This is a genomic window from Flavobacterium chungnamense (genome assembly GCF_039539165.1).
In the GTDB taxonomy this organism is placed as follows: domain Bacteria; phylum Bacteroidota; class Bacteroidia; order Flavobacteriales; family Flavobacteriaceae; genus Flavobacterium; species Flavobacterium chungnamense.
On record NZ_BAABCS010000021.1, the window covers coordinates 190,162 to 205,589 of the forward strand.

Here is a 15,428-nt window from a genome sequence, read left to right on the forward strand (position 1 = left end):
TGAAAATGAAAAGAATGGAAGAGAAAATAATTTATAAAGTTATAAATAATATAACTAACCAGATTTATATTGGTGCTACAACCAAAAGCATTGAGGAGAGAAAACAAGATCATTTCCAAAAAACACTCTCTGGGAGTGAACTAAAATTTCATAAGGCAATTATTACTTACGGAACAAATTCATTTTTTTGGTCGCAAATTGACACGGCTACAACAATTGATGAATTAGCAAAAAAGGAAGTACAATACATCGAAGAGTTTGATACAATTTCAAATGGATATAACTCTGATAAAGGAGGTGGTTTCAAAAAGACGGTTTATCAATTTAATATTGAAACTGGAGATTTAATCAATTCCTATGATGATTTAAGTAGTGCAGCTAATGCAGTTAATGCAACTAAAACTAGTATAAGTAATGCCTGTTTGCATTACAATAAAACCTGTAAAGATTTTGTTTGGAGTTATTCAAATACAATTGAGTTAAGTTCAACTCTAGATTTGAGAAAAAAAGCAGTTAATCAAATTTCTTTAGATGGTAGTTTTGTAGATTACTATGAATCTGCTTCAGAAGCATCAAGAAAAACAGGAATATCCAAAACCTGCATTACTAGATGTTGTAGAAAAGAAAGACAACAATCAGGAGGTTTTATTTGGGAATACTCTTAAAATTTGACAGCTCGAAAGGGCTGTCTTTTTTATTGCATTTATAAATTTTGTCTATGTATTAACAACTTAAAAAAATATTGATGCAGAACTATCAATGAATGAAAACATATTGAACAATTTATATTTTATCAATATGCTAATTAGGTTAAGTATTTAAATAATAAGAAATTGGAATATTTTAATATCTTTTATTAAGTCTTTTATTTCCATTATTTCAATTCATTATATTTCAATTACACAATGAATATTTATGTTTCCTTTTATTAAATTTGATAAATTTTAAAATCCCGATATATAAATAAATATCTTTATTTAATGTTATTATATTGTCTTTAAATATTATTTTCAAATCACAATAAAAATTTAAGAGTACATGAAATTATATATAGTAGGTAATGGATTTGATCTTGGTCACGGAATTCCTTGTGAATATTCAGATTTTAGAAATTATCTTTTAGAAAACAGAAGAAAGAGACTCAACATTGATACAGTGGAATGAAATTTTTGATTTTAAAATTTTTTATTCAAAAAAAGGAAAATAAAAAACATAATTACATAACAGAATAAATATAACCTATAAATTTGACAAAAATAATGTTTAACACAGCATGCAGAGTGCAAAAAGTGTGTACATAAATTTGAATGATTGTTGTGGTGCTATACTACTAAAGGAATACAAGGGAAAGTGGCAGTAGTTTATGAGTCAGGTGCTCTAACCAACTGAGCTATAGGACCGGTTATGAGGTTGCAATATTACTACTATTTTTAATTTATTGCAAGTGTTTTTAAATTTTTGATTTATTAGAATTTTACAAAATCTATAATCATTTGAAATTCAATTCCTCTAATCAATTTCTTGACACAATTCAATTAGCACTCCATTAGTGGTCTTAGGATGAAGAAAAGCCACTAGTTTATTGTCAGCTCCTTTTTTAGGTGTTTCATTTAATAGTATAAATCCTTCATCTTTCAATCTTTTCATTTCGGAAACAATATCTTTTACATCAAATGCTATATGATGAATCCCTTCACCTTTCTTATCAATAAATTTAGCAATTGGACTTTCGGGATTTGTCGCTTCTAATAATTCTATTTTATTTGGCCCATTAATAAAAAAAGAAGTTTTCACTCCTTCACTTGCAACTTCTTCTTGTTTGTAAGCTGGTGCACCAAATAATTTTTCAAATAATAAATTGGAAGTTTCTAAATTTTTTACAGCAATTCCTATATGTTCTATTTTTCTCATTACCCTACAATCGTTTTTAGTGATTTATTAGAAATCAAAGTTACTAATTCCGAACTTTATTAACTAATGATTTTTATCATAATGAACGCTATGACTTGAAATTAAACTTAAAATCGTATTTTTGCACCATGGAAACAAATAGACAGAAAAAAATAGGAAGCGTTCTACAAAATGATTTAGTAGATATTCTTCAAGGTGAAGTGAGAAAAAACGGACTTACAAATTTGATAATTTCGGTTTCTAAAGTTGTTGTTACAACTGATTTGGGTGTAGCACGTGTATATTTAAGTGTTTTTCCTCAAAATAGAGCTCAAGAAATTTTAGCTGCAGTAAAATCTAATGCTCCATTAATAAAACATGACTTATCACAACGCGTCAAATTACAGTTGAGAAAAGTACCTAATCTTTCTTTTTACATTGACGATTCACTAGATTATATCGAAAAAATTGATAATGCTTTAAAAGGCGAAGAAAATCCAATAGAAAATAGAGAATTACTAGAAAAACGTAAGAGATCGTAAGTGAATTTCCCTTTTTACATAGCTAAACGATACCTTTTTAGTAAGAGCAAGAATAATGCAATCAACATCATTACTAAAATTGCTTCAGGCGGAATTATTGTTGGAGCCATGGCTTTATTTGTAGTTCTCTCTGTTTTTAGTGGATTGAGAGTGTTTAGTTTATCTTTTTCAAATGATTTTGACCCAGATTTAAAAGTAACTCCATCTACTGGAAAATCATTTTACTTTACAACTGATCAAGATAAAAAAATTAGAAATACCGAAGGTGTAGTTGACTTTAGTAAAATAATTGAAGAGCGCGTGCTATTCTCTTTTGATGGAAAACAACAAATTTCGATTCTAAAAGGAGTTGACAATAACTTTAAAAACGTTAGTAAAGCTTCTCAAAAGCTATTTAATGGTCAATGGTTAAAACCCAAAACTTACCAAGTTGTAGTTGGCTATGGAATTTCCGAAAAATTATCTATGGGTTTGTTTGACTTCAACAACGCTTTTGAAGTAATGGCACCTAAACCCGGTAAAGGCGATTTGGCCCTAAATCCAGAAGATTCATTTAATAAATCTGTCTTGATTCCTGTAGGAATTTATGCAATCAGCGAAGAGCTTGATTCTAAGTATGTATTTGCCGATTTAGGTTTGGCACAAGAGTTATTACAATACAAAACAAATCAAGTTTCTGGAATTGAATTGAAATTAAAGCCTAATTCAAATGAAGCTGAAGTAATTACCAAAATAGAGTCCATTTTCAATAATAAAGTTGACGTAAAAACAAGAGCTGAATTAAACGCAACTTTACACAAAATGTTAAATACTGAAAATATTGCGGTTTATCTTATTTTTACTCTTGTAATTGTTATCGCTCTTTTCAATTTAATAGGAGCATTAATAATGATGATTTTAGACAAGAAAGCCAACTTAAAAACCTTGTATAACCTTGGGACAGAAGTTAAAGATTTACGTAAAGTATTTTTGTTACAAGGAAGCTTATTGAGTATTTTTGGTGGTATAATAGGTTTGATTTTAGGAATTATCATTGTTTTAATTCAACAACAATTCCAACTTATTATGATAACTCCAACTTTAGCTTATCCTGTTGAATTTTCAATAATAAATGTATTGATAGTCTTTTTAACGATTGTTTCTTTAGGAATTATTGCAAGTTTTATTGCAAGCAGTAGAGTAACAAAAAAACTTTTAAACTAAACAATTTGATAATTAGAGTATTCTTGGCTAATCTCTTCAAATATATCCATCAATCCGTTGTGTTCGTCTGTCGTTACTAAACGTTGTTTGTATTCTTTAAAGCCATGAATTCCTTTGAAATAATTAGTGTAATGACGACGCATTTCTACAATTCCAAGGCGTTCACCTTTCCAATCCATCGACCATATTAAATGATTTCTTGCTGCTTCTACTCTATCAGCAATTGTTGGTTTTGCCAAATGTTCTCCAGTAGCAAAATAATGTTTGATTTCGTTAAAAATCCACGGATACCCAATTGCGGCACGACCTATCATCATTCCGTCAAGACCATATTTATTTTTATACTCTAATGCTTTTTCTGGAGAATCGATATCGCCATTTCCAAAAATTGGCATCGTTATTCTAGGATTATTTTTTACACGTTCAATATGACTCCAATCGGAATGACCTTTATACATTTGCGCACGAGTTCTTGCATGAACTGTTAAAGCTTGAACACCAATATCTTGTAAACGTTCTGCAACCTCATCGATATTGATAGAATTTTCATCCCAACCCAAACGCGTTTTTACTGTTACCGGAAGATTAGTTCCTTTAATAACTGCTTTCGTCAAACGTACCATCAAATCAACATCTTTCAAAACTCCTGCGCCTGCACCTTTACAAACTACTTTTTTTACAGGACAACCGAAATTTATATCCACTAAATCCGGTTGAACTGCATCAACAATTCGTGACGACATTTCCATTGCTTCTTCATCGCCACCAAATATTTGAATTCCAACTGGTCGTTCGTAATCGAAAATATCTAATTTCTGACGACTTTTTACAGCATCACGAATTAATCCTTCCGAAGAAATAAATTCGGAATACATTAAATCGGCACCGTGCAATTTGCACAATCTACGAAATGGTGGATCACTCACGTCTTCCATCGGCGCAAGTAACAGCGGAAAATCGGGCAATATGATGTTGCCTATTTTGGGCATTGAATTAATTTTTTTGCAAAGATAGTTAAGAATATTTAGTAATGAAAGTTAATCGAAATAAGAACTATAAAAGCTGAAATTACAATTTTACAATTTTATTACTATTAATTACGTTAGTTTTACCTAATCAAAGTTTCAATCATCAATCAAATGAGAATTTTAAAACTATTTTTAATTCTTTTATTTTTCAATAATTTGCATTCACAATCCAAGGTTTTTTCTGTAGAAGAAGCCCAAAAAATTGGAATTAATATTGAAAAATTAGATTTAGAATACAAATCGGCGGTTCATATTGATAGTACAAAAGCTGTTTTCAGAACAGAAGCACAGCAACAAAAGTTACAAGAATCTTATATTAAATTACTTCAAGATTTTGGTTCGTTTTTAAATAAAAACAACTTCAAATGGGAAAGTAAAACCAAATGTTTTCAAAGAATCTATTTTGCTCCAAATGGAAAAATCGATTATTTCATTTATAATTTCAAACTAAAAATGTACTTCCTGAAAATTTAATTTCTGAAGAAAAACAAAAAGAATTTGAACGTTTATTAAAACTTTTTATTAAAGATTATACTTTTTTCACTTCAGCAAATGAAAAATTTGCTCAATGTAGCCCAACTTCCTATCAATAAGCACAAAAAAACATAGCTTAAAAGTCTAAACTTTACATTATATTTGCAGATTAATTGCATTAGAATTGCTATTGAAATTTGAACTTGATATTGAAGCATGAAAAATATTAGAAATTTTTGCATTATTGCACATATTGACCACGGAAAAAGTACGCTTGCTGACCGACTTCTTGGCGCTACACAAACCGTTACAGCTCGTGAAGAAAAAGCACAATTGCTTGACAACATGGATTTGGAGCGTGAACGTGGAATTACCATAAAAAGTCACGCCATTCAAATGGAATATAAATATAAAGGTGAAGATTATATCTTAAACCTTATTGATACTCCTGGACACGTAGATTTCTCATACGAAGTTTCTCGTTCTATTGCAGCTTGCGAAGGCGCGCTTTTGATTGTTGATGCAGCACAAAGTATTCAAGCACAAACGATTTCTAATTTATATTTGGCTTTAGAAAACGACTTGGAAATTATTCCGGTTTTGAATAAAGTTGATTTACCAAGTGCTAATCCTGAAGAAGTTAGCGATGATATTATTGATTTATTAGGTTGCAAGTTGGAAGATATTATTCACGCTTCAGGTAAAACTGGTTTTGGTGTAGAAAATATTTTAGCTGCAATTATAGAAAAAATTCCTGCGCCAAAAGGTAATGTTGACGAACCATTACAGGCATTGATTTTCGATTCACATTACAATCCGTTTCGTGGAATTGAAGTTATTTTCCGTGTTAAAAATGGTGAAATTAGAAAAGGTCAGAAGATTAAATTCATGGCAACCGGAAATGAATATTTCGCTGATGAAGTAGGAACTTTGAAGTTAAACCAAGTTCCGAAAAGCGTTATTTCTACTGGCGATGTTGGATATTTAATCTCTGGAATTAAAGAAGCAAAAGAAGTAAAAGTTGGTGATACCTTAACGGATGCAAAAACACCAACAACGAATATGATTACAGGATTTGAAGATGTAAAACCAATGGTTTTCGCCGGAATCTACCCTGTTGATACCGACGATTTTGAAGATTTGCGTGCTTCTATGGAAAAACTACAATTGAATGATGCTTCATTAGTATTTGTGGCCGAAAGTTCGGCTGCTTTAGGTTTCGGTTTCCGTTGTGGATTCTTAGGAATGTTACACTTGGAAATTATTCAAGAACGATTGGAACGCGAATACGACATGACTGTAATTACTACAGTTCCTAACGTTTCGTATTTGGCTTATACTAAAAAAGATCCAGAAGTTTCATTTGTAATTAACAATCCATCGGATTTACCTGAACCTTCAAAATTAGACCGAGTTGAAGAACCTTACATTAAAGCAACCATCATTACAAAAGCCGATTATGTTGGAAATGTAATGAGCTTATGTATCGAAAAACGTGGTGTTATCACCAATCAAACGTATTTAACAACCGAACGAGTTGAATTGACTTTTGATATGCCTTTGGCCGAAATTGTATTCGATTTTTATGATAGATTGAAAACGGTTTCTAAAGGTTACGCCTCATTTGATTATTCGCCAATTGGAATGCGAACTTCTAAATTAGTGAAACTTGATGTGTTATTAAACGCACAATCGGTTGATGCTTTATCTGCATTGATTCACGAAAGTAATGCCTACAACATTGGTAAAAAAATGTGTGAAAAATTACGCGAATTAATCCCAAGACAACAATTTGACATTCCGATTCAAGCAGCAATTGGAGCCAAAATCATTGCTCGTGAAACGATAAAAGCCTTACGTAAAGACGTTACCGCAAAATGTTATGGTGGTGATATTTCGAGAAAACGTAAACTTCTTGAAAAACAGAAAAAAGGTAAAAAGAGAATGCGTTTGGTAGGAAATGTTGAAATTCCACAAGAAGCGTTTATGGCTGTTTTGAAGTTGAATGATTAATTAGAGAATAGAAAAAAGATACAAGAAGAAAGACAAAACCCGATGACGAAAGTTGTTGGGTTTTTTGTTAAATTTGTTTTAGCAATTGCATCACATCTTCCGATTTGAAAAGTTGTGTTCCTTCGTTCATTGTAGCAGCTGTTCCGCAGCACACGCCTATTTGGATTACTTCTTTTAGCGTTTTGTTTTGTGATAATGCCCAAACCATTCCGCCAACCATACTATCGCCAGCGCCAACGGTACTTTTCTTTTCTACTTTTGGTGCTTTTACTAAATATGTTTCGTCTTTCGTAACTAAAATTGCGCCGTCAGCGCCAAGTGAAACTACTACAATTTCGGCGCTTTTATCTTCAATTAGCTTTTTTGCTGCTTTTTCTACTTCTGGTAATTCTAATCTTTCAACACCAATTAGTTTTGCTAATTCGCCAATGTTGGGTTTGATTAAATAAACGCCAGTTTCTATTACTTTTTGCAAAGCTTCGCCTGAAGTATCAACGATAACTTTTATGTTTGATTCTTTCGCTATTGTTGCAATTTTTTGATAGAAATTTGTAGGTAAACCTTCATTCAAACTTCCGCTGATTACTAGATAATCTGTTTTCAATTCTTTTGTGGTTTTCAAAATTTCATCTTTTTCATTTTCATAAAATTCATTTCCTGGAAATCCGAATCTATATTGTGCATTACTTGTATTTTCGAATGCAATGAAATTTTCTCTTGTCCAATTTTTAGTTTTGATTACACAACTTTCTAGATTTTCTTTAACAATTAACTCTTCCAACATTTCTCCAGAAGAACCACCAGAAGTAAAAATACAAGTTGATTTTCCTCCCAATTTTGCAATCGCTTTCGACACATTTATTCCGCCACCGCCAGCATCATAGCGTGGTTTTTCGCAACGAATTTTTTGTTCGGCAATCAATCCATTAAAATGCGTTGATTTGTCTAATGATGGATTTATTGTAAGGGTTACAATTTGATAATTTTTCATAAAAAGAGATTTATTACTATAAAGATGCGAAAAATCTGTGAATCTGTGGCAAAAAAACTTTGTACCTTTGCAAAATGATAGAAGATAAAAATCCTCAACGAACATCACTTTCGCAATTAGGCGAATTTGGATTGATAGACCATTTGACAAAAAATTTTGATATAAAAAACACCTCAACTATAAAAAGTATTGGTGACGATGCTGCTGTTTTAGATTTTAAAGATAAGAAAGTAGTCGTTTCAACCGATTTATTGATTGAAGGCGTGCATTTTGATTTGGCTTATATGCCTTTGCGCCATTTGGGTTACAAAGCTGTTGTTGTAAATGTTTCAGATATTTGTGCTATGAATGCGAAAGCAACTCAGATAACAGTTTCGGTCGCAGTTTCTAATCGTTTTCCACTTGAAGCATTGGAAGAATTATTTGACGGAATTACATTAGGCTCTAAATTTTACAATGTTGATGTTATTGGTGGCGATACAACTTCTTCTCAGAAAGGTTTGATTATCTCAATCACAGCTATTGGTGAAGCAAACGAAGATGAAATCGTGTACAGAAGTGGTGCAAAAGAAGGAGATTTATTAGTAGTTTCTGGCGATTTAGGTTCCGCTTATATGGGATTGCAGGTTTTGGAACGTGAAAAACAAGTGTTTCAGGTAAACCCAAACAATCAACCCGATTTGGATGCTTATACTTATTTGATTGAAAGACAATTACGTCCAGAAGCGCGACATGATATTAAAGAATTATTATCGAAATTGGAAGTAAAACCAACTGCAATGATTGATATTTCAGATGGATTATCGTCTGAGATTATTCATATTTGCAAGCAATCAAAAGTGGGTTGTAATTTATACGAAGAGAAAATTCCGGTTGATCCACAATTTATTAATGTTTGTGAGGAATTCAATATTGATTCTACAACAGTTGCAATAAATGGTGGAGAAGATTACGAATTATTGTTTACCATTGCTATGGAAGATTTTGATAAAATAAAAGCCAATCCAAATTTCACCGTAATTGGTCATATGGTTGGCGAAAGCGAAGGAACGCACTTGATAACCAGAGCTAACACTAAAATTGCGTTAAAAGCTCGTGGTTGGAATGCTTTGGAAGAATAAATATAAAAAATACCTGAAATAGTTTCTAACAATTTAAGAGGTATTCATTATGATTTAATTGAAATTAGTTTAGTTAAAAAAGATTAAATTTAATGTTAAAGTAATTGATTACTTCATTGATATCATTATTTTTGATAAAAAAACTATGAGAAAATTATTGTTCTTAACCATCTTGCTTTGTTCGCTCTTTGCAAATAGCCAAGAAACAAATAAATTTGAATTCAACAGAAATGAATTGAAAAGCAATGCTCTTTTTTTAATTCTAGGTCAACCAGAATTCAGTTATGAAAGAATTTTAAATAACGAATCGGGAATTGGTGTTTCTGTAAATTTTGCATTAGAAAAAGACTTTGAAACTTCTTTTAGTCTTACTCCTTATTATCGCTTTTATTTTGGCAAAAAGCCAGCAGCTGGTTTTTTTGTTGAGGGTTTTGCTATGATTAACACCTTAGATATCGACGATGAAACCTATACTTCTTATGATTACCCAACTAATACTTATACAACAATTACCGATAAAGGAGATAGTTATACCGATTTTGCTTTAGGTTTTGGTGTAGGATTTAAACTGCTATCAAAAAAAGGATTAGTTCTTGAAGCTAACGGCGGAATTGGAAGAAATTTACTAAACCCTGAAAAAAACGACTACTTTGGACACACTTTTGTTGGTAGAGGTGGAATAACAGTAGGGTATAGATTTTAAAAATTTAAACCATTAATATGAAATCGCCACTTACAACAAGTTTGCGTAAGCAAATACCTATAAATAAAAAGGCGATACCATATATGACCGCTAAAAAATCAAATTTTACATACATGAAAAAAACAATTATTGTATTTGCCTTTTCACTTCTTTGCGTAAAAGGATTTGGCCAAAAAGAAAACGAAACTTCTGATTTTAAGAAAAACGAAGTAAAAATAAATGCGTTGTATTTAGTTTTAGGAGCCTTTGATGCTACTTATGAACGTGCTATCAACGACGAATCAAGTGTTGGAACTTCCATAACCTTTTTGTTAGATAAAGAAGCAGATGTAAATACAGCATTTGCGATTTCTCCTTACTATAGATTTTATTTTGGCAAAAAACCTGTTTCTGGATTTTACATGGAAGGATTTGGTTTATACCAAAGCATAAACAGAGAAGTTTATAATTTTGAAGGAAATAATATTTACAGTGAAGAAAAAGTAAAAGCATTTGCGTTAGGAATAGCTTTAGGTGGAAAATGGTACACTAAACGAGATGTAATGTTTGAAATTGGCGGAGGAATTGGAAGAAACCTATCTATAAATTCTAACATTCCTAATACTGATTATTCAAGAATAACAGGAAAGATAGCAATTTCTGTAGGCTATCGATTTTAACAAACGATAATTATAGTAAAAAAGGCNTTCAGAAATCGCAACTCTATCTTGCTTCATTGAATCTCTGTGACGAATAGTAACCGTTTTGTCTTCTAACGTTTGATGATCAACTGTGATACAAAATGGTGTTCCAAGTGCATCTTGACGTCTGTAACGTCTTCCTACAGCATCTTTTTCATCATAAGCTACATTGAAATCCCATTTTAAGTCATCAATTATACTTTGAGCCACTTCTGGCAAACCATCTTTTTTAACTAATGGTAAAACAGCCGCTTTTGTTGGAGCTAAAACACTTGGTAAACTCAAAACAGTTCTTGTTGAACCATCTTCTAATGTTTCTTCTTTTAAAGATGTTGCAAAAACCGATAAGAACATTCTATCCAAACCAACTGATGTTTCTACAACATAAGGAACGTAATTAGAATTGGTTTCGTTATCAAAATATTGTAGTTTTTTACCAGAAAATTGTTCGTGGGCTTTCAAATCGAAATCAGTTCTTGAGTGAATTCCTTCTAATTCTTTAAATCCGAATGGGAAGTTGAATTCGATATCGGCAGCAGCATTAGCATAATGCGCTAATTTTTCATGATCGTGGAATCGATAATTTTTCTCACCCAATCCTAAAGATAAATGCCATTTTAAACGGTTAGTTTTCCAGTATTCATACCATTTCATTTCTTCGCCTGGTTTTACAAAAAATTGCATTTCCATTTGTTCAAATTCACGCATACGGAAAATAAATTGTCTTGCAACAATCTCATTTCTAAAAGCTTTTCCGGTTTGAGCAATTCCAAAAGGAATCTTCATTCTACCTGTTTTTTGAACATTTAAGAAATTAACAAAAATTCCTTGAGCTGTTTCTGGACGAAGGTACAAGTCCATTGCATTTTCTGCAGATGCACCTAATTTTGTTCCGAACATTAAGTTAAATTGCTTTACATCTGTCCAATTTCTTGAACCTGTTTCTGGATCGGCAATTTCTAATTCTTCAATTAATGCTTTTACGTCTTCTAAGTCGCCACTTCCTAGCGATTTACCCATTCGTTCAAGAATTTCTCTCTCTTTTGAAAGATATTCCATGACACGTGGATTTGTAGTTTTATATTGTTCTTCGTCAAAAGATTCGCCAAAACGTTCGCGAGCTTTTTCTATTTCTTTTTTAGCTTTCAGGTTTAATTTTTCGGCATAATCCTCAATTAAAACATCGGCTCTGTATCTTTTTTTAGAATCTTTGTTGTCAATTAATGGATCGTTAAAAGCATCAACGTGACCTGAAGCTTTCCAAGTTGTTGGATGCATCAAGATTGCCGCGTCAAGCCCAACAATGTTTTCGTGCATTTGCACCATTGCTTTCCACCAATATTCGCGGATGTTTTTCTTTAGTTCAACACCATTTTGTGCATAATCATAAACTGCACTTAAACCATCGTAAATTTCGCTTGACGGAAAAATAAATCCGTATTCTTTTGCGTGCGAAACCACATTTTTAAATAAATCTTCTTGTTTTGCCATAATGGTGCAAAAATATAAAAGTGAAATTAAAATTTAATATAAATAACCAATGAATCGTTGATTTTTATATTTTTATAAAAATATTAGCCCAATTTCATGATTGAAAGCATCATAAATCTCTTTTTTCCGAAAGCGTGCGCGGGTTGTAATTCATTTTTATTGAAAGATGAAATTGTAATTTGTACTTCCTGCCGACATGATATTCCGCTTACAAATCATCATTTAAGCAAGAACAATGATGTTTTTTCGAAATTTTATGGTCGAATTCCTATAGAATTTGCCTCAAGCTTGATGTATTTCCACAAAAAAGGAATTGTTCAAGAAATGATTCACAAACTAAAATACAAAGGTCATCAAGAAATTGGTGAAGCTATTGGATATTGGTATGCAGAAGAATTGAAAGATGTTGAAGAATTAAATGATGTAGACTTCATAATTCCTATTCCGTTACATAAAAAAAGATTTAAAGAACGTGGTTATAATCAAGTTACTTCTTTTGGTGAAGCACTATCCAAAAGCTGGAAGAAATCTTATAATGAAAGTATTTTGGTTAGAAATGTTTATTCAAAAACACAAACATCTAAATCCATTTTGGGAAGAGCTGAAGTTGTAGAAAATATCTTCGGTGTTAATTATAACGAATCCCATCACAATAAACACTTCTTATTAATTGACGATGTAATTACAACTGGTTCAACACTTGAAGCTTGTGGTAGAGAACTGCTAAAAATTCCAGGTTCAAAAATCAGTATTGTTTGTATGGCAATGACGCAGTAATGATTTTTAGTTAATTATAAATAAAAAGATTTCGTTTCCACTAAATATAATTGTTATTTTGCGCTAAGAAATTAAAGAATTGATGCAAAAAGGTGTTTTTAAATATGTTTTACTATTACTAGTTTTTCTGGTGATTGGATGTGCAAAAAAAGGGACAATCACTGGAGGTTTGAAAGATACTATTGCACCAAAAATGGTCAATAGTTTACCAAAAAATTTCTCAACAAATTTCACTGGAAAAGAAATAAAAATAAGTTTTGACGAATACATTAAGTTGAAAGACATTAATAAGCAGCTTATCATCTCACCACCTATGAAGCGTCAGCCAGAAATTTTACCTTACAATGCAAGTAAAGTCATTACTATCAGAATTAAAGACACGCTTCTTCCAAACACTACTTATAGTTTTAATTTCGGAAAAAGTATTGCAGACAATAACGAAGGAAATCCTTACCAACAATTTAAATATGTTTTCTCAACTGGAAGTTACATTGATTCCTTGAATTTGGGTGCAAAAGTAAAAGATGCTATTGAGAAAAAAGTAGATAATTATGTTTCCATAATGCTTTATGATGCTAATGATAAATATAATGATTCTATAATTTACAAACAAGTTCCAAGATATATTACCAACACTTTGGACAGTTTGCAATTAGTTAAATTTGAGAATCTTAAAGAAGGTAAATACCGTTTAATAGCCTTGAAAGATGTAAACGGAAACAATAAATTTGATCCAAAAACTGAAAAAATAGGATTTCAAAAAGAGTTCATTACTATTCCGAATGATACCATTTATGAATTAGAACTTTTTAAAGAAGAACCAACATTTAAAGCTGTAAACGCATCACAAGCTTCTGGTTCAAGATTTACCATTGGATATGAAGGAAATCCTAAAGATGTAAAAATAACGCTTAAAAAGAACTCTGAAGCTATTCCTTTTGTTGTTTCACAATTACCTAAGAAAGATTCGCTTCAAGTTTGGTTTAAAGCCGTAAAAGGAGATTCATTAAGTATTGATGTTACTAAAAATAAATTTCAAAAAATCTTTTCTTTAAAAGTTAAAGAACAAAAAAGAGATACTTTAGGATTTAGTTCAGAACAACAAGGAACTATCAGCTTTAGAGATGATTTTGCAATAAAATCTAATGTTCCATTAACAAAATGGGACGTAACGAAAATGAAACTAATCAATAAAGATTCTGCAGAAGTAAAATTCACCAATGAGTATGATGAACAAAAACAAGAATTGAAGTTTATTTTTAACAAAGAACCTTTAGAAAAATACAATTTAAAGGTTTTGCCCGATGCATTAACCGATTATTATGATAGAAAAAATGATAGTTTATCGTTTGATTTTTCAACCAACAACGTTTCTGATTATGGAAACCTCCGTTTAAAATTAGAGAATGTAAAACGCTTTCCTGTCATTGTAGAATTGACTGATAAAGATGGAAAAGTTATTGTAAGTCAATATTCTGAAAAGGAAACATTATTGAATTTTGACTTAATTGATCCTGCAAAATATACCATTCGTGTAATCTATGACGATGATAAAAACAAGCGATGGACACCAGGAAGCTTTCTAGAACAACGCCAAAGCGAAGAAGTTATTTACTTTCTAAAAGAAGTTGATGTGAGAGCTAATTGGGATGTTGAACAACCAGTTGATGTTGGGAAATAAATTTTAACACGAAAGGCGCAAAAGAAATGATTTTGTGCCTTTTGTGTTTTTTAGAGAATTTGGAACTTATCTCTGTCATTTAGAAAATTTAGTTTTTCTCTAGTTTCTAACAGTTCATTTTTATCTAATTCTACTATAAAAACGCCTTCGATTTCTTGAGGTTCTTGAAGGTAATTACCAAGAAAATCAATAGCTTGCGAATGTCCTACATATTCGAGATTGTTGTTGTCTTTTCCAACCCTATTTACACCAATTACATAACTCATGTTTTCTACGGCACGTGCTTTTAGCAAAATATCCCAAGCGTTTACACGTGGTTTTGGCCAATTGGCAACATAAATCAAGACATCATAATCTTCAACATTTCTGGCAAAAACTGGGAAACGTAAATCGTAACAAATAAGTGGACAGATTTTGAATCCTTTATATTCTACAATTAATTTATCCTTTCCAGCTGTATAAACTTTCTCTTCGCCAGCTAAAGTAAAAAGGTGCCGTTTATCATAAGTTTGAATTTCTCCAGTTGGGAATACAAAAACCAATCGGTTGAAATAGTTACCGTTTTCTTCGATTACCAAACTTCCGCTGATGGCGCAATTTTTAGCTTTTGCAGTTTCTTTTAACCAAGAAATAGCTTCGCCTCGCATAGTTTGAGCTACGTTTTTCGGATTCATTGTAAAGCCAGAGGTAAACATTTCGGGCAAAACAATTAAATCGACATATTGCGAAATAGCATTTATCTTTTCTTGAAGTAAAGCTTTGTTTTCATTGGAATTTTCCCATGATAATTCGGTTTGTATTATGGCTATTTTCATTTATGCTGAACTTGTTTCA

Annotated in this window: 16 protein-coding genes; 11 read left to right on the forward strand and 5 right to left on the reverse strand. The window is 31.5% G+C overall.

The features are described from left to right. The first annotated feature begins 5 nt into the window (after positions 1-5). Entirely contained in the window at positions 6-665 is a 660-nt protein-coding gene (locus tag ABD771_RS13070; RefSeq protein ID WP_345095283.1) for an NUMOD1 domain-containing DNA-binding protein, read from the forward strand. A 373-nt stretch (positions 666-1,038) separates the two neighbouring features. Further along, positions 1,039-1,164, forward strand: coding sequence for an AbiH family protein (locus ABD771_RS13075; protein ID WP_345095285.1), 126 nt, complete (start codon positions 1,039-1,041; stop codon positions 1,162-1,164). Between the two features lie 345 nt (positions 1,165-1,509). On the opposite strand, the gene mce is transcribed toward ABD771_RS13075, so the two are convergent. Further along, the gene (gene mce / locus ABD771_RS13080) at positions 1,510-1,911 is read right to left on the reverse strand and encodes a methylmalonyl-CoA epimerase (protein WP_345095287.1); all 402 of its coding nucleotides are present in this window, start codon (positions 1,909-1,911) and stop codon (positions 1,510-1,512) included. Positions 1,912-2,039: 128 nt separating this feature from the next. On the opposite strand from mce, the gene rbfA reads away from it, so the two are divergent. Both rbfA and ABD771_RS13090 read left to right on the forward strand, forming a co-directional pair. Next, positions 2,040-2,432 carry a 30S ribosome-binding factor RbfA gene (rbfA, locus tag ABD771_RS13085; RefSeq protein WP_298305562.1) on the forward strand — a complete coding sequence of 131 codons (393 nt, stop codon included), beginning with the start codon at positions 2,040-2,042 and terminating at the stop codon, positions 2,430-2,432. Next, on the forward strand, positions 2,433-3,635 hold the full coding sequence (locus ABD771_RS13090; protein ID WP_345095289.1) for an ABC transporter permease: 1,203 nt from the start codon (positions 2,433-2,435) through the stop codon (positions 3,633-3,635). Here ABD771_RS13090 and dusB read toward each other — a convergent pair. Then, on the reverse strand, positions 3,632-4,624 hold the full coding sequence (gene dusB, locus ABD771_RS13095; protein WP_345095291.1) for a tRNA dihydrouridine synthase DusB: 993 nt from the start codon (positions 4,622-4,624) through the stop codon (positions 3,632-3,634). The two genes, ABD771_RS13090 and dusB, sit on opposite strands and share 4 nt — an antisense overlap. Before the next feature lie 150 nt (positions 4,625-4,774). On the opposite strand from dusB, the gene ABD771_RS13100 reads away from it, so the two are divergent. Further along, on the forward strand, positions 4,775-5,137 hold the full coding sequence (locus ABD771_RS13100) for a hypothetical protein (RefSeq protein ID WP_345095293.1): 363 nt from the start codon (positions 4,775-4,777) through the stop codon (positions 5,135-5,137). A gap of 216 nt (positions 5,138-5,353) precedes the next feature. Continuing rightward, complete coding sequence (lepA, locus tag ABD771_RS13105) at positions 5,354-7,150, forward strand: translation elongation factor 4 (protein ID WP_345095295.1); 1,797 nt, start codon at positions 5,354-5,356, stop codon at positions 7,148-7,150. A 67-nt stretch (positions 7,151-7,217) separates the two neighbouring features. Here the strand turns inward: lepA and ABD771_RS13110 are convergent, their stop codons facing one another. Beyond that, entirely contained in the window at positions 7,218-8,141 is a 924-nt protein-coding gene (locus tag ABD771_RS13110) for a 1-phosphofructokinase family hexose kinase (RefSeq protein WP_345095297.1), read from the reverse strand. Positions 8,142-8,215: 74 nt separating this feature from the next. On the opposite strand from ABD771_RS13110, the gene thiL reads away from it, so the two are divergent. The 3 genes from thiL to ABD771_RS13125 all read left to right on the forward strand — a co-directional run bounded on the left by thiL (position 8,216) and on the right by ABD771_RS13125 (position 10,624). Further along, positions 8,216-9,262 (forward strand): thiamine-phosphate kinase, encoded by a 1,047-nt coding sequence (thiL, locus tag ABD771_RS13115; RefSeq protein WP_345095299.1) that lies wholly within the window; start codon positions 8,216-8,218, stop codon positions 9,260-9,262. Positions 9,263-9,407: 145 nt separating this feature from the next. Then, positions 9,408-9,965 (forward strand): DUF3575 domain-containing protein, encoded by a 558-nt coding sequence (locus ABD771_RS13120; protein WP_345095301.1) that lies wholly within the window; start codon positions 9,408-9,410, stop codon positions 9,963-9,965. Between the two features lie 113 nt (positions 9,966-10,078). Then, a complete protein-coding gene (locus ABD771_RS13125) occupies positions 10,079-10,624 on the forward strand; it encodes a DUF3575 domain-containing protein (protein ID WP_345095304.1) in 546 nt (181 codons plus the stop codon). Here ABD771_RS13125 and ABD771_RS13130 read toward each other — a convergent pair. Further along, a complete protein-coding gene (locus ABD771_RS13130; RefSeq protein WP_345095307.1) occupies positions 10,577-12,136 on the reverse strand; it encodes a glycine--tRNA ligase in 1,560 nt (519 codons plus the stop codon). The two genes, ABD771_RS13125 and ABD771_RS13130, sit on opposite strands and share 48 nt — an antisense overlap. A gap of 96 nt (positions 12,137-12,232) precedes the next feature. On the opposite strand from ABD771_RS13130, the gene ABD771_RS13135 reads away from it, so the two are divergent. Both ABD771_RS13135 and ABD771_RS13140 read left to right on the forward strand, forming a co-directional pair. Then, the gene (locus tag ABD771_RS13135) at positions 12,233-12,913 is read left to right on the forward strand and encodes a ComF family protein (RefSeq protein WP_345095310.1); all 681 of its coding nucleotides are present in this window, start codon (positions 12,233-12,235) and stop codon (positions 12,911-12,913) included. 82 nt (positions 12,914-12,995) lie between these two features. Then, the gene (locus ABD771_RS13140) at positions 12,996-14,594 is read left to right on the forward strand and encodes an Ig-like domain-containing protein (RefSeq protein ID WP_345095312.1); all 1,599 of its coding nucleotides are present in this window, start codon (positions 12,996-12,998) and stop codon (positions 14,592-14,594) included. A 50-nt stretch (positions 14,595-14,644) separates the two neighbouring features. Here the strand turns inward: ABD771_RS13140 and ABD771_RS13145 are convergent, their stop codons facing one another. Beyond that, positions 14,645-15,409, reverse strand: coding sequence for an amidohydrolase (locus tag ABD771_RS13145; RefSeq protein WP_345095314.1), 765 nt, complete (start codon positions 15,407-15,409; stop codon positions 14,645-14,647). Between the last annotated feature and the right edge of the window lie 19 nt (positions 15,410-15,428).

What these genes read in the sequence shown, in the direction of transcription:
- ABD771_RS13070 (WP_345095283.1), top strand. Translation starts at nt 6, where the DNA reads ATGAAAAGAATGGAAGAGAAAATAATTTATAAAGTTATAAATAATATA.
- ABD771_RS13075 (WP_345095285.1), top strand. Translation starts at nt 1,039, where the DNA reads ATGAAATTATATATAGTAGGTAATGGATTTGATCTTGGTCACGGAATT.
- mce (WP_345095287.1), bottom strand. Translation starts at nt 1,911, where the DNA reads ATGAGAAAAATAGAACATATAGGAATTGCTGTAAAAAATTTAGAAACT.
- rbfA (WP_298305562.1), top strand. Translation starts at nt 2,040, where the DNA reads ATGGAAACAAATAGACAGAAAAAAATAGGAAGCGTTCTACAAAATGAT.
- dusB (WP_345095291.1), bottom strand. Translation starts at nt 4,624, where the DNA reads ATGCCCAAAATAGGCAACATCATATTGCCCGATTTTCCGCTGTTACTT.
- ABD771_RS13100 (WP_345095293.1), top strand. Translation starts at nt 4,775, where the DNA reads ATGAGAATTTTAAAACTATTTTTAATTCTTTTATTTTTCAATAATTTG.
- lepA (WP_345095295.1), top strand. Translation starts at nt 5,354, where the DNA reads ATGAAAAATATTAGAAATTTTTGCATTATTGCACATATTGACCACGGA.
- ABD771_RS13110 (WP_345095297.1), bottom strand. Translation starts at nt 8,141, where the DNA reads ATGAAAAATTATCAAATTGTAACCCTTACAATAAATCCATCATTAGAC.
- thiL (WP_345095299.1), top strand. Translation starts at nt 8,216, where the DNA reads ATGATAGAAGATAAAAATCCTCAACGAACATCACTTTCGCAATTAGGC.
- ABD771_RS13120 (WP_345095301.1), top strand. Translation starts at nt 9,408, where the DNA reads ATGAGAAAATTATTGTTCTTAACCATCTTGCTTTGTTCGCTCTTTGCA.
- ABD771_RS13125 (WP_345095304.1), top strand. Translation starts at nt 10,079, where the DNA reads ATGAAAAAAACAATTATTGTATTTGCCTTTTCACTTCTTTGCGTAAAA.
- ABD771_RS13135 (WP_345095310.1), top strand. Translation starts at nt 12,233, where the DNA reads ATGATTGAAAGCATCATAAATCTCTTTTTTCCGAAAGCGTGCGCGGGT.
- ABD771_RS13140 (WP_345095312.1), top strand. Translation starts at nt 12,996, where the DNA reads ATGCAAAAAGGTGTTTTTAAATATGTTTTACTATTACTAGTTTTTCTG.
- ABD771_RS13145 (WP_345095314.1), bottom strand. Translation starts at nt 15,409, where the DNA reads ATGAAAATAGCCATAATACAAACCGAATTATCATGGGAAAATTCCAAT.